Annotated in this window: 17 protein-coding genes, 1 tRNA gene and 1 pseudogene; 7 read left to right on the top strand and 12 right to left on the bottom strand. The window is 72.7% G+C overall.

The genetic code is table 11. The features are described 5' to 3' along the window. Positions 1–647 precede the first annotated feature (647 nt). Both Asi03nite_RS21990 and Asi03nite_RS21985 read right to left on the bottom strand, forming a co-directional pair. Positions 648–1,526: an alpha/beta hydrolase gene (locus Asi03nite_RS21990; RefSeq protein WP_203682314.1), complete on the bottom strand. Its 879-nt coding sequence runs from the start codon at positions 1,524–1,526 to the stop codon at positions 648–650. 301 nt (positions 1,527–1,827) lie between these two features. After that, positions 1,828–2,322 carry a GNAT family N-acetyltransferase gene (locus Asi03nite_RS21985; RefSeq protein WP_203682313.1) on the bottom strand — a complete coding sequence of 165 codons (495 nt, stop codon included), beginning with the start codon at positions 2,320–2,322 and terminating at the stop codon, positions 1,828–1,830. Between the two features lie 164 nt (positions 2,323–2,486). Between Asi03nite_RS21985 and Asi03nite_RS21980 the strand changes: the two genes are divergently transcribed. Further along, complete coding sequence (locus tag Asi03nite_RS21980; RefSeq protein ID WP_203682312.1) at positions 2,487–3,647, top strand: cytochrome P450 family protein; 1,161 nt, start codon at positions 2,487–2,489, stop codon at positions 3,645–3,647. 163 nt (positions 3,648–3,810) lie between these two features. On the opposite strand, the gene Asi03nite_RS21975 is transcribed toward Asi03nite_RS21980, so the two are convergent. The 3 genes from Asi03nite_RS21975 to Asi03nite_RS21965 all read right to left on the bottom strand — a co-directional run bounded on the left by Asi03nite_RS21975 (position 3,811) and on the right by Asi03nite_RS21965 (position 5,664). Beyond that, positions 3,811–4,197 carry a hypothetical protein gene (locus Asi03nite_RS21975; RefSeq protein WP_203682311.1) on the bottom strand — a complete coding sequence of 129 codons (387 nt, stop codon included), beginning with the start codon at positions 4,195–4,197 and terminating at the stop codon, positions 3,811–3,813. Positions 4,198–4,222: 25 nt separating this feature from the next. Further along, a complete protein-coding gene (locus Asi03nite_RS21970; RefSeq protein WP_203682310.1) occupies positions 4,223–4,813 on the bottom strand; it encodes a PilZ domain-containing protein in 591 nt (196 codons plus the stop codon). Positions 4,814–4,881: 68 nt separating this feature from the next. Next, on the bottom strand, positions 4,882–5,664 hold the full coding sequence (locus Asi03nite_RS21965) for a polysaccharide lyase family 7 protein (RefSeq protein ID WP_203682309.1): 783 nt from the start codon (positions 5,662–5,664) through the stop codon (positions 4,882–4,884). Between the two features lie 461 nt (positions 5,665–6,125). Between Asi03nite_RS21965 and Asi03nite_RS21960 the strand changes: the two genes are divergently transcribed. Beyond that, positions 6,126–7,517, top strand: a complete 1,392-nt coding sequence (locus tag Asi03nite_RS21960) for a glucose-6-phosphate dehydrogenase (protein WP_203682308.1) — start codon at positions 6,126–6,128, stop codon at positions 7,515–7,517. Between the two features lie 48 nt (positions 7,518–7,565). On the opposite strand, the gene Asi03nite_RS21955 is transcribed toward Asi03nite_RS21960, so the two are convergent. Next, positions 7,566–9,134 (bottom strand): AMP-binding protein, encoded by a 1,569-nt coding sequence (locus Asi03nite_RS21955; RefSeq protein ID WP_239102844.1) that lies wholly within the window; start codon positions 9,132–9,134, stop codon positions 7,566–7,568. A gap of 551 nt (positions 9,135–9,685) precedes the next feature. On the opposite strand from Asi03nite_RS21955, the gene Asi03nite_RS21950 reads away from it, so the two are divergent. The 4 genes from Asi03nite_RS21950 to Asi03nite_RS21935 all read left to right on the top strand — a co-directional run bounded on the left by Asi03nite_RS21950 (position 9,686) and on the right by Asi03nite_RS21935 (position 14,088). Next, positions 9,686–10,492: an SAM-dependent methyltransferase gene (locus tag Asi03nite_RS21950; protein ID WP_203682307.1), complete on the top strand. Its 807-nt coding sequence runs from the start codon at positions 9,686–9,688 to the stop codon at positions 10,490–10,492. Next, complete coding sequence (locus tag Asi03nite_RS21945; protein WP_203682306.1) at positions 10,489–12,531, top strand: putative bifunctional diguanylate cyclase/phosphodiesterase; 2,043 nt, start codon at positions 10,489–10,491, stop codon at positions 12,529–12,531. The genes Asi03nite_RS21950 and Asi03nite_RS21945 overlap by 4 nt, the downstream gene beginning before the upstream one ends. 81 nt (positions 12,532–12,612) lie before the next feature. Next, complete coding sequence (locus Asi03nite_RS21940; protein ID WP_203682305.1) at positions 12,613–13,044, top strand: DUF732 domain-containing protein; 432 nt, start codon at positions 12,613–12,615, stop codon at positions 13,042–13,044. Between the two features lie 60 nt (positions 13,045–13,104). Then, positions 13,105–14,088: a LacI family DNA-binding transcriptional regulator gene (locus tag Asi03nite_RS21935; protein WP_203682304.1), complete on the top strand. Its 984-nt coding sequence runs from the start codon at positions 13,105–13,107 to the stop codon at positions 14,086–14,088. Positions 14,089–14,178: 90 nt separating this feature from the next. On the opposite strand, the pseudogene Asi03nite_RS38950 reads toward Asi03nite_RS21935, so the two are convergent. The 5 genes and pseudogenes from Asi03nite_RS38950 to Asi03nite_RS21915 all read right to left on the bottom strand — a co-directional run. Next, a pseudogene (locus Asi03nite_RS38950) lies at positions 14,179–14,511 on the bottom strand (hypothetical protein); the annotation flags it as partial. Between the two features lie 314 nt (positions 14,512–14,825). Continuing rightward, a complete protein-coding gene (locus Asi03nite_RS21930; RefSeq protein WP_203682303.1) occupies positions 14,826–15,296 on the bottom strand; it encodes an Asp23/Gls24 family envelope stress response protein in 471 nt (156 codons plus the stop codon). 194 nt (positions 15,297–15,490) lie between these two features. Further along, complete coding sequence (gene selB / locus Asi03nite_RS21925) at positions 15,491–17,239, bottom strand: selenocysteine-specific translation elongation factor (RefSeq protein ID WP_203682322.1); 1,749 nt, start codon at positions 17,237–17,239, stop codon at positions 15,491–15,493. 136 nt (positions 17,240–17,375) lie between these two features. Then, positions 17,376–18,704, bottom strand: a complete 1,329-nt coding sequence (selA, locus tag Asi03nite_RS21920) for an L-seryl-tRNA(Sec) selenium transferase (RefSeq protein WP_203682302.1) — start codon at positions 18,702–18,704, stop codon at positions 17,376–17,378. 14 nt (positions 18,705–18,718) lie between these two features. Next, positions 18,719–18,814: transfer RNA gene (locus Asi03nite_RS21915), tRNA-Sec, on the bottom strand. A 91-nt stretch (positions 18,815–18,905) separates the two neighbouring features. On the opposite strand from Asi03nite_RS21915, the gene selD reads away from it, so the two are divergent. Continuing rightward, positions 18,906–19,922 carry a selenide, water dikinase SelD gene (gene selD / locus Asi03nite_RS21910; protein WP_239102843.1) on the top strand — a complete coding sequence of 339 codons (1,017 nt, stop codon included), beginning with the start codon at positions 18,906–18,908 and terminating at the stop codon, positions 19,920–19,922. Between the two features lie 112 nt (positions 19,923–20,034). Here selD and Asi03nite_RS38575 read toward each other — a convergent pair. After that, a partial coding sequence (locus Asi03nite_RS38575) for a tetratricopeptide repeat protein (protein WP_507762559.1) occupies positions 20,035–21,839 on the bottom strand: 1,805 nt, incomplete at its 5' end.

Here is a 21,839-nt window from a genome sequence, read left to right as displayed (position 1 = left end):
GCTGGTTTCGATGAAGCGGGGACGCCGTCCACAGGCAAGCCGGATCGATATCTACTCCATCGTAGGCGACGCCCATCCACTCGGGGACGGGTCCAAGAAGACAGAACATTCGCGCCGCCGGCGTTCGGCCTGATGTTCCAGCGGTGGTCGAACTGCATTGTCTCCCGAAGTCCTCTGTAGACTTCCGCTTTCGCGGCGCCTGAGACCGGTGTGCGGAGTCAGCCCGGTCGGCGACGCACCTCGGAGGGTCGCCCGGTCAGGCGGTCAAAGGGCGCAGCGGGATCGGATTGTCGACACGGCAGCCCTTACGGAAGCAGCCCACTCGAAAGAGTGTCGGCTGGCCGTGTCACCTGGACCCGGAGTCCCACAGTCCCGCGGGCCGATCGGCTGTCGATGAGGTAGCCGCGCGCACGCGGCCGGGCAGGGCATCGCTGACAGCATCGACGCCGCCCTAGCCTGGCAAGTAGCTCGGGCCGTGAACGAGCATTGTCGGCGGCATTCCCGTGCGTTGGCCGTAGCGACCCAGCTGTGACGTTACGTAGCGCGCGGATCGCGGCATGTGAGAAAGTTGGCACGTGACTCAAGAATGCGATCGCAAGCCAAGAACGCTTTGCTGCCGCAGTCGGTGACCTTACGGTCCGAAGCGGTCATCCATTTCGACGCGTACGGTGCACAAAACGCGCAAGCATCCCGCCGAAGGCGACCTCGTCCAAGCCCAAGGACTGAATCTCCGATAAGTGCGTGTGGTCCGGAATGGTGGTGACTAACGGTCGAGTCCGCCCGGCAGCCGGCATGACCTCAAGAAGGCCGGCGACCTGCCTATGGCATGCCGGTAAATCCCGCTCCGCCGCCGCGATGAGCAAAGGTACTTCGCACCTCACCAAGCCGGCGACAGTCGATTGAACCGGATACCGATCACGGTCCTCACCGAAGTAGGCGCGGATCGTCGGTTGATCCTGGTCCAGGGCGGGATCAAAGAAGGTCGACAGCAGTACCGCCGCCGCTACACCGCCTGCCACGGCGCCCACTTGTCCAGCGAGGTACCCGGCGACGTGTGTGCCGCCCGAAGAGTGTCCCATCAGGATGATCCGGCTGGGATCACCGCCATAGCCCGCGATGTGCTCGTGGATCCAGGCGACCGCGCTACCGACATCTTCAGCGCCAGAAGGCCATTGATGTTGAGGCGCCAGTCGGTAGGTCACATTGACCGCGACCATGTGCTGGCGGGTGGCCCATCCGCCGATGTGGTCGTAGAACGGGGTGCCCGGCACGGCCTTGTCCCCTGCGACGAAGCCACCGCCGTGAACGAACACCAACACCGGCCGACCAGCGGCGTCCGCAGTGGTGTGCACGTCGAGCTTCTGCCGTGCATCCCTGCCGTAACGCAAGTCCCGGTGCACCATTGGCGCCAGATACCCACGTGCCTCATGCAACGGCGTGAACAGCCTGTTGTGGGCGGCCCTGGCCTCGGGCGTAATTCGCCAATCAAGTTGGTGAAGCGCCGCCAGACCGTCATCGACAAGCACGCGGGTAATCTACCGGACTGCTGCTGCGTGGCCGTACCCTTGCGCACCCGGTTCAGGGCAACGCCAACGGAGTTGGCGACTACGAGGCGTTTGCCGTCGGTGGGTCGTTTGGTCGGGGTTGTTATCCCCAGGCCGGCGGCCGCGTAGCCGGCGTCGGCCTGGGTGGGCAGGTCGAGTTCGCTCGCGGCCCAGTTCAGGACTGCGGTCACGCCCAGGTCCTGGGCGCAGGTCAGGTCGTGCAGGTGGCCGGGCAGCGCGGCGGAGGTCCAGATCGGTAGGCCGTCGGGGCGTATGACGGCGGCTAGGGCGCCAGGTCGCGCTGATACCAGCTGCCTGGCTTACCCCCGAGATGGGCCGGGTCAGCCGGGCCGACGGGGACGAACCCCGCCTTGGTCAGCACCTTCTGCGACGCAGCATTCCGGTCGGCGGTAGCGGCGCGCAGCGTGCGCAGGCCGTGCTCGGCCGCCGCTAGGCGGCACAGTTCCCGGACAGTCGCGGTCGCCACGCCACGGCCAGAAACATGCTGCGCGAGCCGGTAGCCGAGTTCCGCGCTGTAATCGTCGATGTTGTACAGGTTGAACCTGCCGAGTACGGAGCCGTCCTCAGCGACGAGCACGTAGAAGGCACACGCGCCGGCCTCCTGCTCGACCAGCATCGCGTCGTACCGCTCGGTGAACTGGTCGAAAAACTCGTCACCGCGGTCGGAAACCGACGCAGCGAAGTAGGCACGGTTCGCCAACTCGAAGGCCAGGACCGCCGGGGCATGACCGGCATGCAGCCGCTCAAGGTCGGACATTGCCCGACCTTACCTACGCAGTACGCCGGGGCCACACCGGGTTTCCGCAGCCGCAGATACGTACCTTGCTGAGATCACTTCAGTGCCGATCGACCAACCGATCGGTCTCCGGGCTCCGATTTGGACCTCGCATGTCGGGGTCTCGCTGATTACGGTTGCGGGTTATGGCTCTGTTCAGCGATGAATATCAGGCGGATCCGCACCCGGCGCTGGCGGAACTACGGCAGGCCGGGCCGGTGCACCGGGTGGTGCCGGCCACCAACGTACCGTTCTGGCTGGTGACCCGCTGGGCGGAGGCGCGGCAGATCCTGGCCGATCCTTCGCTGTCCAAACGACAGCCGGTCGACGGGCTGCCGCAAGAGTTGCGGGCCGTACTGTCGGCGCAGTTACTACTGCAAGATCCACCGGACCACACCCGCCTGCGCCGGCTGGTTTCGGGGGCGTTCACGCCGCGCCGCGTCGCGGATCTGCGGCCCCGGATCGAGCGGATCACCGATCGCCTGCTGGACGGGCTGACCGGCACGCCCGAAGTCGATCTCATCGACGCGCTGGCGTTTCCGCTGCCTTTGGAGGTGATCTGCGAGCTGCTCGGGATCCCGGTCGAGGAACGCGGATCGTTCCGGGGATGGTCCAACACGATCATCCTCGGTGATCTCGCCAGTACGGACCTGGCCGAGGCCGTGCGCCAGCTGAGTGCGTACCTGCGCGGGTTGTTCCCCCGTAAGCGGGCCCAGCCGACCGACGACCTGCTCGGCGCGCTGCTGGCGGTTGAGGGTGACCGGCTCGACCCGGACGAGTTGATCTCCATGGCGGTCCTGCTGCTGGTCGCCGGTCACGAGACGACTGTCAACCTGATCGGTAACGCGGTGTACCTGCTGGACCGGTGGCCGGAGCAGAAGCGCCGACTGCTGGATGATCCGGGCTTGGTGCCGGCCGCGATCGAAGAGGTGCTGCGGATGGCCAGCCCGACCGCCATGACCACCTACCGGGTGACGACCCAGCCGATCACGGTAGGAGACACGACGATCCCGGCGGGGGAACAGGTGCTGATCTCTCTGTTGTCGGTCAATCGTGACGACGATCGGTTCACCGACCCGGACACATTCGAGCCGTCTCGGGCCGACGGTGGTCATCTCTCCTTCGGCCACGGCATCCACTTCTGCCTGGGCGCCCCACTGGCTCGCCTGGAGGGGCAGATCGCGATCGGCCGACTGCTGGCGCGTTATCCGGACATCCGGCTCGCCGGGCCGTGGCAGGAACTGCGCTGGCGACCTGGCCTGCTGATGCACGGCCTGACCACCCTGCCGGTGCGCGTGCTGCCGTAGTGGCCGGACGAGGTACCTGAAGCGACCAGGCGTCGGCCCGGCGCTCCGGCCGCCGAGGACGCTCACCAGCGGGCATGACGGAAGCCGCCGACCCGCCCCGTCTCCTCTCCTCACGGCTGGCACGCGTTCTTTCACCGGCGCGTCCGGGCTGACGCGCGTCCGCTCAACGGGCGTCCCGGTGCTGGCGCAGCCCGTCCAGCCGGGCCTGGGCCCGCTCCACCGCGGCCCGGGACCGCTCCAGGAACGCGTTGCTGCGGTCCAGCCGGGCCACCTCCCGGGCGAACGCGTCCTCGATCCCGTCGATCGGGTCGGCGGGCGTGGTGTCGTCGTGCGTCTCCCGCTGCTCCAGGACCCGCTCCCGGGCGGTCTGCGAGGTCTCCCGCTCGTTCGCCCGGGCCTCGCGCAGGTCGGCGGCGAGCATCTGCTCGTCGAGGAGCTGCTCACGGATCAGAACCAGCCGCTCGCGCTCCGCCATGGCCTGCTCACGCAGAACCAGTGCGGCCTCACGGCGGTCCAGTTCCGTCCGTTGGAGGGAGTCGTCGGGCGCCACCTTCCCATCATAGGAAGGCTCCGGGTCAGCGGGACAGCACGAACCCGGCGAGCGCCTTGGCGTCCCCCGGATCGATCCACTCGAACGTACCCCGGAGCTGGTCCGAGCGCTGGTCGACGGTGGTGACGGCGGTGTTCATCTCGCCCCACGGCATGGTCACGTGCAGCAGGGTGCGCAGGATCGCGCTGGGCAGGTGCGGGCTGTCGCCGCCGGCCGTGGCGCGCAGCAGCAGGCCGCTGGTGGAGATGTCCTGGACGTGCCCGGCGATGGCGACCAGCTTCTGACTGTCGCCGGTGTCCACCTGCGCGGTGCCGGTCGCCGGGTAGACGCCGGGCCGCCGGGGCGAGTCGCGCCGCTGGACCACGCCGGTCGGGCTGTCGCCGAGCACCGTCATCAGCCCGCCGCGCAGCTCGGCCTCCACCCAGGCGACACCGGCGCTGCTGGTCAGCTCCAGGATCCCGTACCGCCGCACACCGGGCTCGTCGAGGCTGAGCACCGGCAGCGGCGGCAGGTCGGCGATGAACGGCGCCCGCACCTCCGCGAGGCAGACCAGCGGGATCGCCTCCATCCCCGGGCAGCGCAGCGTGAGCGTGCTCCCGGCCGACACCGTGATCATGGTGACCTCCTGACTCCCCTTCTGACGTTCTCACGCGGGGAGGGTCCGGCCGGGCCGCTTCGCCAGGATCAGGAGTGCTTGACGGTCAGACTGTAGAACTTGACCTTGGCGCCGTTGCTGGTGCTGTCGGAGGAGGACTGGTTGTACGAGCCGGCCTTGAAATACTGCCGGTAGGGGTTGAACGACGAGGGGATCGAGTAGCTGGTCCGGCTGCCGTTCACGGTCAGGTTGATGGTGTTGCCGGTGACGTTGATGACGTAGGTCCACTTCACGCCGAGCGCCACGTTCCCGACCTTGTGCAGGGTCTGCCCGCCGTCCGGCGAGTTCTCGGTGCCCAGGTAGATGTCCCCGTTCGGCCGGTAGTAGAGCTCCAGCAGCGGCTTGGTCGACGACCCGCCGGAGCCCAGGTGCACCTGCCCCACGCAGACGTTCTTGGTCACCGACGGGATCCGCAGCTGCGCGCTGAGCGTGTGGTTGCCGGCCAGCGTCCAGTCCGCGGCGCTGCCGTTGGCGTTCATCTCGCGCAGCTCGGAGCGGGCATAGTTGGAGTTCGGCGTGGTGACGCCCTTCTCCGGCGCCCAGAAGGTCATCGAGCCGTCGTTCTTGTCGGTCCAGAAGTAGGCCGGGTTGCTGTACCCGTTCGCGCCCTTGAGCTGCGCGGGCTGGATGGTGTCGGGTTTGCCGGGCGACCCGGTCGGCAGCTGCAACTGCCAGACCGACAGGTCGAAGTTTCCGCCGGGCGGCAACGCCGGATCCAGCGTCGCCGCGGAGGCGGTGGTGATGCCGGCGATGCCGAGGCCGCCGGCGACGGCGGCGGAGAGGGCGATCGAGAGCAGGGTGCGCTTTCGCATGGGTCAACCTCGATGCGGTGAGGGATGGTCCTGCCACGGGGGAATTGGCAAGATGGTTGCCAATAAAGCAGGCGCCCTGCCGCCGGGTCAATCGATTGGTCCCGGCCAAACCCTTAAACAACCTTAAATCCAGATGTACGGGGCGCTCGCCGGCGAGCGTGGGTGTGGCGGGCTGGACGGGTCGGCACGCGCGGCTGCGGGTCCGAGCGGGCCGAGTGCGCGGGGGGCGACCGCGGCCGGGTTCGCGGGTGTGGCGGGCTGGACGGGTCGGCACGCGCGGCTGCGGGTCCGAGCGGCCGAGTGCGGACGGGGCGACCGCGGCCGGGTTCGCGGGTGTGGCCGGGCGCCGGTGGGGTGGGCGGCCGCTCCGTCAAGTCGTCGACGTTGGCGTGCGGGGCGCGGGGTGTCATTCGTACCCGGGACGGGTTTTGGCGGTGGGGTCGGTGGGGCAAGCGAGGCGCATGACGATGAACGGCTCCGCGCAGACACTGCTCGTTCTGGGCGCTTCCGGGGATCTGACCGCGCGCCTGCTGCTGCCCGGCGTGGGCGCTCTGCTGGCGGCCGGGGACGCGCCGCCGCTGACGCTGGTCGGGGCCGGCATGGAGGACTGGGACGAGCAGCACTGGCGGCAGCGGGTCCACGACGCGTTCGGCCCCCACCGTGAGGCCGAGCCGGCCGCCCGCACGCTGGCGCAGACCCGGTACCTCCAGGCGGACGTCACCAAGGTGGAGGATCTGCGCCGGCTGCTCGGCGACACCGACGGGGCGGTGTCGATCTTCTTCGCGCTGCCGCCCGCGGTGACCGCCAAGGCTTGCGAGGCGCTGCTGGACGTGAAACTCCCGGAGGGCACCCGGCTGGTGCTGGAGAAGCCGTTCGGGACCGGCGCCAACTCCGCGGCGGCGCTGAACCGGCTGCTCACCCGACTGGCGCCGGAGGAGCGGATCCACCGGGTGGACCACTTCCTCGGCAAGTCGACCGTGCTGAACATTCTCGGACTGCGCTTCGCCAACCGGATCTTCGAGCCACTGCTCAGCTCGGAGCATGTCGAGTGCGTGGACATCGTCTTCGACGAGAATCTGGCCCTCGAGGGGCGAGCCGGCTACTACGACAAGGCCGGCGCGCTGGCCGACATGATCCAGAGCCATCTGCTGCAGATCCTGGCGCTGCTCACCATGGAGGCGCCGCTGTCGCTGGACCCGCAGGAGTTCCGCGACCGGACCGCCGAGGCGCTGCGCGCCACCCGGCTGTGGGGCGGCGACCCGGCGACGTCCAGCCTGCGGGCCCGGTACACGGCCGGTTCGCTGGACGGGCGGGACCTGCCGGGCTACGCCGAGGAGGACGGCGTGGACCCGGCCCGGGAGACCGAGACGCTGGCCGAGCTGGTGCTGGCGGTGGACAACTGGCGCTGGGCGGGCGTGCCGTTCCGGCTGCGGTCGGGCAAGGCGGTGGGCAGCAGCCGCAAGGAGGCGGTGATCTTCTTCAAGGAGCCGCCGCGGGTCCCGGGCGGGCTGACCGGGCCGGACGGGCCGAACCGGCTACGGATCGGTTTCGGACCCGACCAGCTGGCGCTGGACTTCACGATCAACGGGCCGGGCGACCCGTTCGTGCTGGACCCGGTGACGCTGGAGGCCGGGTTCGGGCCGGGCGACCTGCCGCCGTACGGCGAGGTGCTGCGCGGCGTCTTCCAGGACGACCCGCTGCTCTCGGTGCGCGGCGACGTCGCGGAACAGTGCTGGCGCATCGTCGAGCCGGTGACCGCGGCGTGGCGTGACGGCCAGGTGCCGCTGACCGAGTATCCGGCGGGCAGCGCCGGCCCGAGCGGGTCGCTGCTGGCCCAGGACCAGACCGCCTGAGCCCCGCCGGCCGCGAACGAGCCGATCGTCCGGCGCCGCGAGGACAGGTCAGAGCGGGCCGGACGGCAGCTCGCGGCGCAGCACCTTGCCTGTCGGGTTGCGCGGGAGCTCGTCGATGAAGATCACGTCGCGCGGGACCTTGTAGCGGGCCAGCAGCGCCCTGACGTAGTCGCGGATCTCCTCGGGGTCGCGGGCGGCGCCGTCGGCCGGGACGACGAAGGCGCGCAGGCGTGTGCCGAACTCCGGGTCGTCGACGCCGATCACCGCGGCCTCGATCACGTCGTCCCGCTCGGCGAGCAGGTTCTCCACCTCCAGCGGGTAGACGTTCTCGCCACCCGAGATGATCATGTCGTCGTCGCGGCCGTCGATGTGGAGCAGGCCCGCCCCGTCGAAGTGGCCGCGGTCGCCGGTGGCCATGAAGCCGTCGATGATCTGCTTGTGCCGGCCGTCGGTGTAGCCCTCGAACGGGATGCCGGTGCGGACGAAGACGCGGCCGGTCTCGTGCGGCCGGACCACCCGCAGGCCGTCGTCGTCGTAGATGGCGACGTGCACGGTGACCGGTGGCCGCCCGACCGTGCCGGGAGCGCGGCGCGACTCGGCGGGCTGGGCCACCGAGGCGACGGCGACCTCGGTGGACCCGTACACGTTGTAGACCACCTCGCCGAAGACGCCCTGGAAGCGGGTGGTCAACTCGGGCGCCAGCGGTGCGCCGGCCACGAAGACGCTGCGCAGCGACGAATGGTCGTACCGGGAAATGATCTCCGGTCCGAGCGCGAGGATCCGGGTGAGCACGGTCGGGACCGCGACCAGCATCGCCGCCCGGTGTTCGGCGATCGCCCGCAGGATGCGCTCGGCGTCGTAGCGGCGCAACAGGATCGCGTGGTCGGCGAGGGCGAGCCCGACGGTCCAGGCGCCGAAGCCGGTGGTGTGGAACAGCGGCGAGGCGACCACGATGGCGCCCTGCCGCGGGAACGGGACGCGGTCCGCGATCAGGGCGCTGGCCAGCGGGGACACCTTGGTGCGCGGAGCGCCCTTGGGCAGGCCGGTGGTGCCGCTGGTGAGGATGATGAAGCCGGCCGGCCGATCGGGCATCGGCAGCGGGGTGACCGGCCGCCCGGCGCTCAGCTGCGCCACGTCGCGAAATTTCAAGACACCTTGCGGTACGGCGGCTACCGTCTCCGCGAACTCGTCGTCGTAGATCACCGCCCGGACGTTCTCGCGCGCCACCACCTCGGCGAACTGCCGCGGGGCCAGCCCGGTGTTCATCAGCGCCAGACGCAGCCCGGCCCGAGCCGCCCCGCTGATTGTCAGCAGCAGTCCCCGATGATCACGGGCCATCACAGCGACCACCGAACGGTCCGGCAACCCCAGGCCCGTCAAGCCGTGCGCCAGCGCGTTCGACAGCTCGTCCAGCTCCGGGTAGGTCAACGTGCCCTGGTCGTCGGTCAGGGCCGGCGCCGACGGATGCTCCACGGCCGCCTTCCTGATCAGCGCCGCCTGCGGGCCGAGCCGCGCGTTCCGGACAGCCGCGCCGACCAGCCGGTCCGGCCGCAGCAGGTTGACGATCCCGATCTGGTGCATCCGCAGCACCGCGTGCAAATTCTCCCGGACGGTCACGGCGGCCCCTTTCGTCGCAGGTCGAGGTGCGCGGACCGGGGCCCGGCCGGCTCGGGCCGCCGCCGGAACCGGTCCCCCACGATCAGCGGTCCGGATACGCCGGCCGGCCCGGTCCGCCATCGTGGCCGGTGGCGCGACGGGCCGGGGACGGTCGCCGGCGGCGCGCACGGGCGGCTCGTCCGTCGTGGCGGCGGCACGGCGGGCGGGGTCGCGGGCACTGCGCGGCGACCGAGGCGCATCGACATCCCCCCAACGGTCTGGCCCGACGGTAAGCCGGTGACCTGCGTCACGACAAGACGGCGAACGGCCAGGAAAATCCGGCCTGGACCGGCCGGGTTCAGCCTGCCGGCGACCGGAGGTGGAACGCCGGGTCCCGCGGTCTCCCGCAGGCCGGACGGGAGGGGGTGGCCCGGCCCGGATGATCGATGGGCGGCGTGTCGTCCGTTCGTGGCTCCACCTGGTGGAGATTCGGCTGTTGCCTTCCGCCACCATGAACGATAGACAGTTGTGGTTCTTGGGGCGATGTCCGATGAGGATCGCGGAGGAGTGGCGTGGCGGAATCGAACGGGTGGGTGCCGGCCGGGATCGACGTCAGTGTGCCGAGCCCGGCCCGGGTCTACGACTACTTCCTCGGCGGGGCGCACAACTTCGCGGTGGACCGGGCGCTCGCCGAGCAGATCGCCGCGATGACCCCGAACATCGGCGAGACCATGCGGTCCAACCGGGTCTTCCTGCGCCGCGCCGTGCGGTACCTGGCGGCCCAGGGGGTGCGGCAGTTCCTGGACATCGGCTCGGGCATCCCGACCGCCGGGAACGTGCACGAGATCGCCCTCGACGCGGCGCCCGGCGCGCGTGTCGTCTACGTCGACATCGACCCGGTCGCGGTCGAGCACAGCCGGGCGATCCTGGACGGCGTCCCCGGGACCGGGGTGATCCTGGCCGACATGCGCGACGTGGACCGGGTGCTGGCCGAGGCGGAGAAGCTGGGCCTGGACCTCACCCAGCCGGTGGCGGTGCTGCTCGCCGGGGTGCTGCACTTCGTGCCGGACAGCGACGACCCGCGGGGGCTGGTCGCGGCGCTCGGCGCGGCCGTGCCGCCCGGCAGTTTCCTGCTGATCTCGCACGCCACCGCGGACGGGCAGCCGCCCGAGGTGGTCCAGGCGCAGCGGCTCTCCGGGCGCACCGGCAGCGAGATCGTGCTGCGGACCGCGGCGGAGATCACCTCGTACTTCGCGGGATTCGACCTGGTCGAGCCGGGCCTGGTCGTCATCCCGCGGTGGCGGCCGGACCCCCAGGACCCCGTCGACGAGCACCCGGAGCGAGTGGGGGCGTACGCCGGCGTCGGCCGTAAAGGATGACCGCCTTCGCCCGGCTCTGGCTGCAGCGGATAGCGCGCGAGGGTTTCGTCCCGCTGGCCGGGGCCGACCTGGAGGCGCTGCTGGAACGGCTGGCCGGACAGCTGCCGGCGGCGGGTCGTGAGGTCGGGGCGGCGCTGGTCGCCGCGCACCTGACCGATCCGGCCGTGCTGGCCGAGACGATCACGCTGATCGGGGCGTGCTTCCCCGCACCGGCGGCCACCCGGATCCAGTCCGCGGTGGCCGCCGGGTACGCCCAGGCGCTGCGCGAGGCCACGATGGCCGAGCAGGAGCGGCTCACCCGGGCCGTGCTGGACACGCACGCGAGCGTCGAGCGGGCGCTGCGGGCCAGCGAGTCCCGATTGCGGGCGATCTTCGACAACGCCGCGATCGGCATCGGGGTCAGCACCATGGACGGCCGGATCGTGCGGGTCAACCAGGCGTTCGCCGACCTGCTCGGCTACACCGCCGACGAGATGTGCGCGATGTCCGTGCCGGGGCTGACCCACCCGAGCGACCCGCCCGGGATGTGGCGGCTCTACCAGGAAATGATCAACGGCGAGCGCGACCACGTGCGGCTGGAGAAGGCGTACTACCGCAAGGACGGCACCGCGGTCTGGACCGACCTGACGTCGTCGCTGATCCGCGACGAGCACGGCGTGCCCGAGCTGACCATGGTGATGGTGCACGACATCACCGACCGGCACCGGCTCAAGGAGAGCCTGGAGCACCAGGCCACCCACGACCCGCTGACCGGCCTGCCCAACCGGACGATGATCGCCGCGCACCTGGACCGGATCTTCGCCAGCGCGGACCGGGTCGGACTCTGCTACCTCGACCTGGACGGCTTCAAACGGGTCAACGACACGCTCGGCCACCAGGTCGGCGACGAGCTGCTGGTGGCGGTCGCCGGGCGGCTCACCGGGTGCGCGGACGGGCCGGGCCGGATCGCCGGGCGGATGAGCGGGGACGAGTTCGTGCTCGCGGTCCGCGACCCGGCCGGGCCGGCCGAGATGCGCGCGCTGGCCGAGGAAGCGCTGGCCGCGCTCTGCGCGCCGTACGAGATCGGCCGGCACCGGCTGCGGGTCTCCGCGAGCATCGGCGTGGTGGACAGCGGTGTCCGGGACACCACGCCGGCCGAGCTGATGAAGGCCGCCGACCTGACCCTCTACACCGCGAAGTCGGAGGGCCGCGCCCGGTACGTGATGTACGACGCGGACCGCAACGCCCGGCAGGCCGCCCGGTACGCGCTGGCCGCGGACATGCCGGACGCCCTGGACCGGGCCGAGTTCAGCGTGGTCTACCAGCCGCTGGTGTCGCTCGCCGACGAGCGGCTGCGCGGCGTGGAGGCGCTGGTCCGGTGGCGGCATCCGGTGCTCGGCGAGCTCTCCCCGGACGTGTTCATCCCGCTCGCCGAGGAGACCGGGATGATCGTCGCGCTCGGGCGGCACGTGCTGCGGACGGCCTGCGCCCAGGCGGCGGAGTGGGCGCGGCGCTTCCCGGGGACGCCGGTCTTCGTGAGCGTGAACGTGACCGTCGCGCAGGCCCGCGAGCCCGCGTTCCCGGCGGAGGTGGCCAAGATCCTGGCGGACACCGGGCTCGACCCGCGGCTGCTGGTGCTGGAGCTGACCGAAAGCGCGATCATGGACACCGACGGGGCGCCGCCGGCCGCTCTGGACGGGCTGGCGGGCAGCGGGATCCGGATCGCGATCGACGACTTCGGGACCGGGTACTCGAATCTGGCGTACCTGCGCCGGCTCCCGGTCCACATCCTCAAGCTGGCCGGGCCGTTCGTGGACGGGCTGCGCTCCGCTGACGCGTCGGTGGACGAGCAGATCGTGGAGACGATCGTCCGGATGGCGCACGCTCTCGGGATCAGCGTGACGGCGGAGGCGGTGGAGACCCGGCCGCAGGCCGATCGCCTGCGGGACCTGGGCTGCGACACCGGGCAGGGCTACCTGTTCGCCAGGCCGCTGCCGCCGGCCGCGATGCTGCCGCTGCTGCACGACGCCGACCCGGTCGGCGCGGGCGGCGCCCGGTGACGGGGCTCCCGGCGGCGGCCGGGCGGCATCGCGGGACAGCGGCCCCGTGCCCCATCGTGGGTTCGCGTCGTTGAGCCGGTCATGTCTCGCACGCTTGTCATCGCCGTCGCCGCGCTCGCCGTCTGCCTCACCGGGTGCTCCGGCGGATCCGGCTCGGACTCGACGATCGCCCCGGCCGCGCAGCACTCCGCGCCCGCCCGGCCCCAGAACGACCTGCGGGCCAGCATGGAGGCGAACCTCGGATTCCCCCCGGAACCGGACGCGACGACCACCCAGGCCTACCTCGCCGACCTGAAGAAGATCAATCCCGGGCTGGTCTCCGCGCAGGACGCCGACTCGCTGGTGAACCGGGGGCGCGATCAGTGCCGGGACCTCAAGGCACGCCCGGAGAAGGACTGGGTCGCGATGGCCAACCAGCGGTTCGTCACGCCGCAGGCGCCCAAGGGGCTCGGCGATGCGACCGCATCGAAGATCATTGCGGTGGTACGGGCCCGGCTCTGCCCCGGATTCTGATCGGCGTGCCCGGGACGAATCCCGGTTGACGGCATCACCGTCGATGGACGACGCTCGGGTATGCGCACGCCCAGAGTGACCATGGAGACCATCGCGCGGGTCGCCGGCGTCTCGGTGCCGACGGTGTCCCGGGTGCTCAACGGGCGCGACGGCGTGTCCCCGGCGACCCGGGAACGGGTCGAGGAGCTGCTGCACGACCACGGGTACCGGGCTCGCCCGGCCCGCTCCGCCCCGGTCGCGCTGATCGACGTGGTGTTCCCGGAGTTCGAGTGCGCCTGGGAGACCGAGCAGATCCGGGGCATCGAGGCGGCCGCCAGCGCGGCAGGTGTGGGCATCGTGGTGTCCTCGCTGCGCGGCGGCGCGCCCGGCACCGAGCAGCTGCTGCGCCGGTTGCGCCTGGGCCGCACGGACGGGGTGATCCTCGCCGCGGGCAGTTCCACCGACGCCGTGCGGTCCGCGCTGAGGAGCCTGAACGTGCCGGTCGTGGCGCTCGACCCGGCGGCCCGGGTCGCCGACGACGTGCCCACCGTGGACGCGGCCAACTTCGCCGGCGCGCACCGCGCCACCCGGCACCTGCTGGAGCTCGGGCACCGGCGGATCGCGATGATCGCCGGCGCCGCGGAACTGCGCTGCAGCCAGGCCCGCCTGGACGGGTACCGCGCCGCGCTGGGTTCCGGCGGGCTCGTCGAGCGCGGAAACTTCGACCACGCGTCCGGGCTCGCGGCGGGCCTCCGGCTGCTCGCCCGCGACGACCGGCCCACCGCGATCTTCGCGTCCAACGACAACATGGCGCTCGGCGTCTACGAGGCCGCCCGGCAGCTCGGCGTCGCCGTGCCGGCCCGGCTCAGCGTGGTCGGGTTCGACGACGTGCCGAACGCGCGCTGGGCGTCACCGCCGCTGACCACGGTCCGGCAGCCGCTGCGCGACATGGGCCACCGCGCCGCCGGGACGCTGCTCGCCCTGGTCCGCGGCGAGGCCGTCGACACCCCGCACGTGGAGATGACCACCGACCTGATCGTCCGGGAGAGCACCGCGCCCCGGTAGCGCGGGCCACCCCGGGAAGAGGGCGTCCAACTCGGCGAAGAGCTCCTCCGGGACCGGCTCCGGCCAGTAGCCGCGCCCGCACCGCCAGGCGGCCGCGAGCGCCGCCGAGATCGACGCGGGGTCGGCCGTCGCCGTGGCCCGGTGCAACGCGGCGACGACATGCGGCGGGAGATCCGTCTCGGCCGCTCGGGAGGGCGTCAGCCAGTGCCGGGTCCGGCCCTCGGCGAGCCGTGCCAGCCAGAGCAGATGCCGCTGTACGTGGGTCAGCGCGTCGACCGCCCGCAGCAGCTCCCCGCGCCGGGCCACCCGGTACGCGAGCACCAGCCAGTTGGCGAACCGCCCGGCCAGCTGCGCGCCGTCCTCGCCGCGAGCCGCCGCGGGGACGCCGAGAGCGGCTTGCAACGCCCCGGTCCGGTCGACCACCACTGCCGCGTCCCGGGCCGGCCAGTCCGCCACCGACGGGATCGCGGCGGCGGGAGCGAAGTGGAACTCCCCGCGGATCAGGTCCGGAAAGAACACCACGTGCGCGCCGAACTCGTTCACCACGACGTGACGGTGCGTGCCGATCCGTGCCAGCCACTCCACCGGCTCCACGGCGACGTCGAAGAACAGCCAGAACTCGATGTCGCTGTGCTCGTCCGCCTCGCCGGTGACGAACGAGCCGTAGATCAGCGCAGCAGCCAGCCGCTCGTCGCCCGCGCACAGCTCCCGGACCCGGGCGATCAGCCGCTCCTGGATCACTCCGGCATCAGGATGTCGTCGACCTTGACCTTGCAGTTGTTGACGAGCACGCCGTACTTCTCCACGGCCTCGATCACCCGGGAGCGCACCTCGCTGGTCACCTCGGAGACGACCTCGCCGGCGCGCAGGCACAGCACCACGGTGATGTCCACATACGTCCCGTCGACCTTGGCCGACACCCCGCGGGTGGCGTCGCCGACCTTGTCCAGGCCGACCTTGTCGAGCACCGAGTTGAAGAACCGGGCCACGTCGCCGCCGAGCTCGGCCACCCCGGGCACCGACCGCGCCGCGGCGGCCGCCAGCTTCTCGACCACCTCACGCTCGAAGACGGTGTCGCCCCGGTAGGGAGCCGCCTCGATCACCTCGGCCCCACCGTGCCGCGGCGGCACGGCCTGCGCCGTCGCCGCCACCGCGGGAAGGACCATCTCCTGGGTACGGTCCGCGTGGAACTCGGACTCGTCGTTCATGTAGGGATCCCTCGGGTCACATCGATGGAGGTGTCCGGACGAGCCTACAAGAGATCATCGGCCCCTCGGTGCACACATCACGACAGAGCCGCGCGATGCGTGCCCCGTCCCGCGCCGCGGGCCGGCGGCGGGACGCCCAGGGTGACTCCGGCGCGGGGAGAGCGCGGGAGGCCGCCGGCCGGCGGGGAGCGGGGTCACGACCGATCGGTGGTACGGCGGTCGTCCGGCAACCGGTGCGTGGCGCCGGTGCGGTCCAGCAACTCCAGCAGCGGAACGGCCACCCGGCGGCTGGTGCCGAGCGCCTGCCGCGCCTCGCTCAGCGTGAACGGTTGCGGCAGGGCCGCCAGCACCCCGGCCGCCGCGGCCGGAGCGTCGGCCGGCAGCACCACGTTCGGCGCGACCTGCACCAGCAGCCCGAGCCGGACGGCCGCGGCCAGCTGGCGGGTGCCCAACCCCAGCTCCCGCAGGCGATACGTCTCGGGCGCCAGGAACGGCTGCGCCGGATCGAACGCCTTCTCCACCGCCCGGACCAGCTCGGCCGGAAGTGATCGCTGGGCGCCGCCGACCCGCCCGCCCCGCACCGTCAGCGGCGGCTGGACCAGGGCCTCGACGAGCGCCCGGTCCGGCACGCCGAGCCGGTGACGCAGCTCCTCCACCGGGATGCCCGGCTCCAGCGGATTTCTCGTGACATAGTCAGCGACCTCGGTGGCCACCCGCGCACCCAGCGCCGCCCAGTGCCCCGGGTCCGCGAACCACTCCCCCACCACCGGCTCCCCGTCCGGCGCGACCCCCATCCGCAGCAGCTCGTCGCGATGCGCCAGCCGGCGCCGGCGCAGCTCCCCGGCCAGGTCCGGCTGACCGGACAGCTCCGCCAGCTCGGCGGCCCGCGCCGCCGCCGCTCCCCGCCGCCGCAGTCCCGGCGGCGCCACGTCCAGCACGGTCACCCCGCCGGCCACGTGATGCCGGCCCGGGTCCCGCAGCAGGGCCCGGTCCCCGATCCGCAGCGGCAGCGCCCGCCCCAGCCGCAGCCGGGCCGTGTCCGCGCCCAGCGGCCGTACCCGGACCGGCACCGCCGCCGACCCCACGTGCAGCATCACCGTCGACGGCAACCCGGCCACCGGATCACCGTCCACCCGCACGTCGATCAGCTCGGTGGACCGGAACCGCCCCGGGGTGAGCAGCGCCGCCCCGCGCGTCACCGCCTCCTTGCCGACCCCGCGCAGGTTCACCGCCACCCGCGCCACCGCCCCGACCGAGTCGGCCGGAGCGCCGAGGCTCTGCAGCCCCCGCACCCGCACCGGCTTGGCGAGCCCGGTCAGCTCCAGCTCGTCCCCGGTACGCAGCGAACCCGCCCCGAGCGTCCCGGTGACCACGGTGCCCGCGCCCCGGACGGTGAACGCCCGGTCGATCCACAACCGGACCGCGGCGTCGCCGTCGCCCGGCGGCAGCTCCCCGGCCAGCCGGTCGAGTGCCGCCCGCAGCTCGTCCAGCCCGGCCCCGGTCACGCCGCTGACCGCCACGGCCGGGACCTTCCCCAGCGAAGTCGCCGCGATCTCCGCCGCGGCCGCGGCCAGCGCCGGCTCCGGATCGGCGAGGTCGGCCCGGGTCACCACGAGCAGCCCGTGCCGCACCCCCAGCGCGTCCAGGGCCGCCAGGTGCTCCGCGGACTGCGGCATCCACCCCTCGTCGGCCGCCACCACGATCATCGCGGCCGGCACCGGGCCCACCCCGGCCAGCATGTTCGGCACGAACCGCTCGTGGCCGGGCACGTCCACGAACGCCACGGTGGTGCCCGACTCCAGCGTCGTCCAGGCGAACCCGAGATCGATGGTCATGCCGCGCCGCCGCTCCTCGGCCCAGCGATCCGGCTCCATCCCGGTCAGCGCCCGCACCAGCGTCGACTTTCCGTGATCGACATGTCCGGCCGTGGCCACCACGCGCATTCCCACCCCGTCATCATGCTGGGTGCTCCCCGCGGGGGCCGCCCGACCCGGCGCTCGGTGGATCACAGCGGGCCGGCACCGCCGTACCTCCGCCTCGCGGGCCCCGCCCCGCCCCGGCCGGAGCCGCCCGCGGCCGTCAGGTCAGCGCGCTGACCGCCCGCACGATGAGCTCGTCCGCGGCGGGCGGCACGCAGCGCAGGTCGAGCAGGAGCCGGCCGTGCTCGACCCGCCCGGCGATCGGCGGCTCGGCGCGGCGCAGGCCCAGCGCGTACGACTCCGGAAGCGACAGCGCCCACGAGGCGAGCTCGAGCTCCGGCGCCCCTCCCCCGCCGACCACCGCGACGGACCGGACCACCTCGGCCACCGGCAGCCGCGCCGCCACCCGCCGGGTCCGCTCGCGCAGCGCGTCCACGTCGTACCGCAGCGCCTGCCAGGTCGGCGTGACCGGCCCGGCCAGCGTCGCCTGCAGGGCCGCCAGCGTCAGCTTGTCCACCCGCAACGCCCGCGCGAGCGGGTGCCGGCGCAGCCGCTCGACCAGGGCGGCGTCGCCCAGCAGCAGCCCGGCCTGCGGCCCGCCGAGCAGCTTGTCCCCGCTGGCGACGACCAGGTCCGCGCCGGCGCGCAGCGTCGCGTCCGCATCCGGCTCGCCGGGCAGCAGCGGGTCCGAGGCCAGCAGCCCGGACCCGATGTCCGCGACCACCGGCACGCCCAGACCGGTCAGCTCGGCGACCTCCGCGGCGCTGGTGAACCCGCGCACCACGAAATTCGACGGGTGGACCTTGAGGATGAACCCGGTCGCCGGCCCCACCGCGGCCGCGTAGTCGGCGACCGACGTGCGGTTGGTGGTGCCCACCTCGCGCAGCCGCGCGCCGGTCGACTCCAGCAGCGCGGGCAGCCGGAAGCCGTCGCCGATCTCCACCATCTCGCCGCGGCTGACGATGATCTCGCGCCCGGCGGCGAGCGCCGTCGCGGTCAGGACCAGCGCGGCCGCGCCGTTGTTGACCACGTGCACGGCGCCGGCCCGGGGCACCGCGGCGGCCAGGGCGGCGAGCGCGGTACGGCCCCGCCGGGCCCGCCTGCCGGTCTCCAGGTCCAGCTCGACGTCGGTGTGCCCGCTGGCCGCGACGACGGCGTCGACAGCGGCGGCGGAGAGCGCGGCCCGGCCCAGGTTGGTGTGCAGGACGACGCCTGTGGCGTTGAGCACCTGCCGCAGCCCGCCCGCGGTGGCCGGAAGTGCCGCGAACGCGGTGTCCGCGACCGCCGCGGGGGCGATCCCGCCGGCGCGGGCCCGCTCCTGCGCGGCACGGACCGCGGCCTTGACCGGGGCCGGGCCCAGGCGGCGCGCCGCGGCGACCAGGCGGGGATCGGAGAGGATCGCGTCCGTACGCGGAATGTGTCTGCGGAAGTCGCCACCGCCCGCCGCCGCGGCGTCGGTCTCGCCCCGGGATGCCGCCGCGTCCTGCACGATGCCCTCCAAGCTGGCGGAGGCGGACGGGAATCGAACCCGCCTGACCCGGATACCGGGTCACGTCGGTGTTGAAGACCGCGAGGAGCACCAGCCGCCTGAACGCCTCCGTGATCACCGTATCGTGTGCCGCCGGCGGGGCACGGACTCCCCCGGCGGTCCGCGGATGACGATCTCCCGGGCCGGTCGTAGGGTGGCGTCGTGACCGAGGACGAGCCCCACCGCCAGATCCGGCTGACGCAGTACGCGCACGGCGGCGGCTGTGCCTGCAAGATCCCGCCCGGCGAGCTGGAGGCGGTGGTCGCCGGCCTGGTCGGCGGCGCCGCTGGGCAGGGGCCGGGCGAGCTGCTGGTCGGCCTGGACGACGGGGACGACGCGGCGGTGGTGCGGATCGCGGCCGGGACCGCGGTGGTGGCCACTGCCGACTTCTTCACCCCGGTGGTCGACGACGCGTACGACTGGGGGCGGATCGCCGCCGCCAACGCGCTCTCCGACGTGTACGCGATGGGTGGCACCCCGGTCGTCGCGGTGAACCTGCTCGGCTGGCCGCGCGACGTGCTGCCGATGGAACTGGCCGCCGAGGTGTTGCGCGGCGGGCTCGACGTGGGCCGGGCCGCGGGCTGTCACGTGGCCGGCGGACACAGCGTCGACGACCCGGAGCCGAAGTACGGCATGGCGGTCACCGGCGTCGCCGACCCGGCCCGCCTGATGCGCAACGACGCCGGCAAGCCCGGGGTGCCGCTGACTCTCACCAAACCGCTCGGGATCGGCGTGCTGAATTCCCGGCACAAGCAGACCGGCGAGGTGTTCCCGCAGGCGATCGCCGCGATGACCGAGCTGAACCGGGACGCTTCCCGGGCCGCGCTCGCCGCCGGCGTGGCCTGCGCGACGGACGTGACCGGTTTCGGCCTGCTCGGGCACCTGCACAAGCTGGCCCGGGCCAGCGGGGTGACGGCGCTGGTGGACGCGTCGGCGGTGCCCTACCTGGACGGCGCCCGGGAGGCGCTGGCCGCCGGGTACGTCAGCGGCGGCACCCGGCGCAACCTGGACTGGGTGCGCCCGCACGCCGACACCGGCAGCGTCGCGGAGGACGAGCTGCTGCTGCTCGCCGACGCGCAGACCTCCGGCGGGCTGCTGGTGGCCGGCGAGCTCCCGGGGCATCCGGTGATCGGTGAGCTGGTGCCGGCGCGGGACGGCGTGACGGTGCGGGTCCGGTGACATCCGCCGGCCGCCCGGGGTTCGCGCCGGTGGCCCGCCCCGACGGGGATCGTGGAACATCTCCGCCCCGGATCGGGAAGAAGGCCCCCCGGCGTCCGGGGGGCCTTCCGCGTCACCTCACGATCAGCTTCTGGAACTGGGCCTTCACGTCTGCGGAGTTCACCGTGACGTCCATGTGGCGCGGCGGGCCGAGATCGGTGCCGAGCGTGGACGAGTAGGAGATCGTCGACGGGCAGCTCGATCCGCCGACCTGGACGGTCTGACTGAAGACCACCTTGCCGGTACGGATCTCGTACCCCTTCACGGTGAACGCGACCTTGTGGAAGGTCACCGGGTACGACCGGCCGCTGCCGAAGTTGCTGCGGTAACTGCAGGTCCGCGTCGCCGCACCGGACTTGTCCTCGCCGATGCAGACGACAAGCGTCGCGGCCTCCGGATCGGTGGTCTTCCAGGAGCCCGGGAGCCGGTCCGACTGGGTGGAGTTGCCGAAGTACATGGCACGGTTGACGCCCTTGCCGTACGGCTTGGCCGCGCTGTACCTCGACGGGCTCGAGCAGTACTTCGCCGGCGAGCCGCTGGTCCGCTCCTTGAGCGTGTCCAGCTCGATGGCCAGGTCCGCCTTCGCGATGCCGGCCTGCGCCCGGGCCTTGCCGGGGTCGTCCGGGTACGTGTCGACCAGCTGCTGGTAGACGTTCTTCGCGGCGATCCAGCTCTTCGAGCCCAGGTACGCGTCGCCGCAGCCCAGCAGCGCGGCCGGCTGGTGCTCGGCCACCACGTCGGCGGCCCGGTCCAGGGTGTTGCCGGTCTTCTGCCGCGTGGACAGCCACTCGGTGATCTTCACGGTGTCGCACGGATTCCGCGTCGGGATCCCGGTGAGGAACCTGTCGAGCACCGTGTCGGTCATCTTCTCGTGGCCGGGCAGCGTGGTGAGCACCGTGTCCAGCCGGCCGAACCCGTCGTCCAGCTCGGTGACGTCACCGCCGGCCAGGCCCGCGGTGAGCGCCCGGCCTGCCGCGTCCAGATCACGGCACGCGGTCACGGTGTCGTCGCCCTTCGCCGCCAGCGGGGCGTCGGCGACGCGCAGGCCGAGCCAGACCCTGTCCAGGCTGTCCAGCGCGTGCGCGCAGTCACCGGTGGCCTTCGCGTCCGAGACGGTCCGGCCGATGGCGCCGGCCTGCACCCGCAGCAGCCCGAGAACGAGCAGGACGACGGCCGCCGACGCGATCCCGAGGACCCGCTGGCGGGTTCGGGCGGCCGGCTCCACCGGGCCCCGGGCCAGGAAGTAGCCGCTCACCATCATCGCCAGCCACCAGAGGACGGCGACCACCTCGATCAGGACCGTGTGCACCGCGGGGACGACGAAGAACAGCAGGACGAGCGTGACCAGCAGGGTGGCGATGCCCAGGCCGGCGCGGCGCATCATGAAGTAGCCGATGCTCAGGAACGAGGCGTTCGCGGCGGCTACCGCGAGGCGGTCGGCTTTCTTCGGCTCCCGGGGCGGCTTGGGCGGGGCCGGGGGCATCAGCTGGGGCGGGGGCGGCCAGCCCTGCTGCGGGTAGGCCGGCTGGGGCCAGCCCGGCTGGGGCTGCTGGTTCCAGGCCGGGGGCGGGCCTTGCGGAACTTGCTGCTGCGGTCCCGGGTACGGCCCGGGGAACGGTCCGGACTGCGGTCCGGGGAACGGCGCCTGCTGCGGCATCTGGTACGGCCCGGGCTGCGGCGTCTGCTGCGGCCAGCCCTGGGGCGGCTGCCAGTTCGGCTGCGGCTGGGGCCACCCGGGCTGCTGCGCCGCCGGTTGCTGGGGCCAGCCCGCCACGGGCGTGGTCGGCTCCTCCCGCGACGGCCCGGACACCGCGGTAACCGGCTCCCCCGCCACCAGAGCGGTCGGCTCCTCCTGAGACGGCGCGGAGACCGGCGCGG

This window comes from Actinoplanes siamensis (assembly GCF_016862395.1).
Classification (GTDB): domain Bacteria; phylum Actinomycetota; class Actinomycetes; order Mycobacteriales; family Micromonosporaceae; genus Actinoplanes; species Actinoplanes siamensis.
The sequence above is the reverse complement of the archived record's forward strand: the minus strand, read 5'-3'. Positions and strand labels throughout refer to the sequence as shown.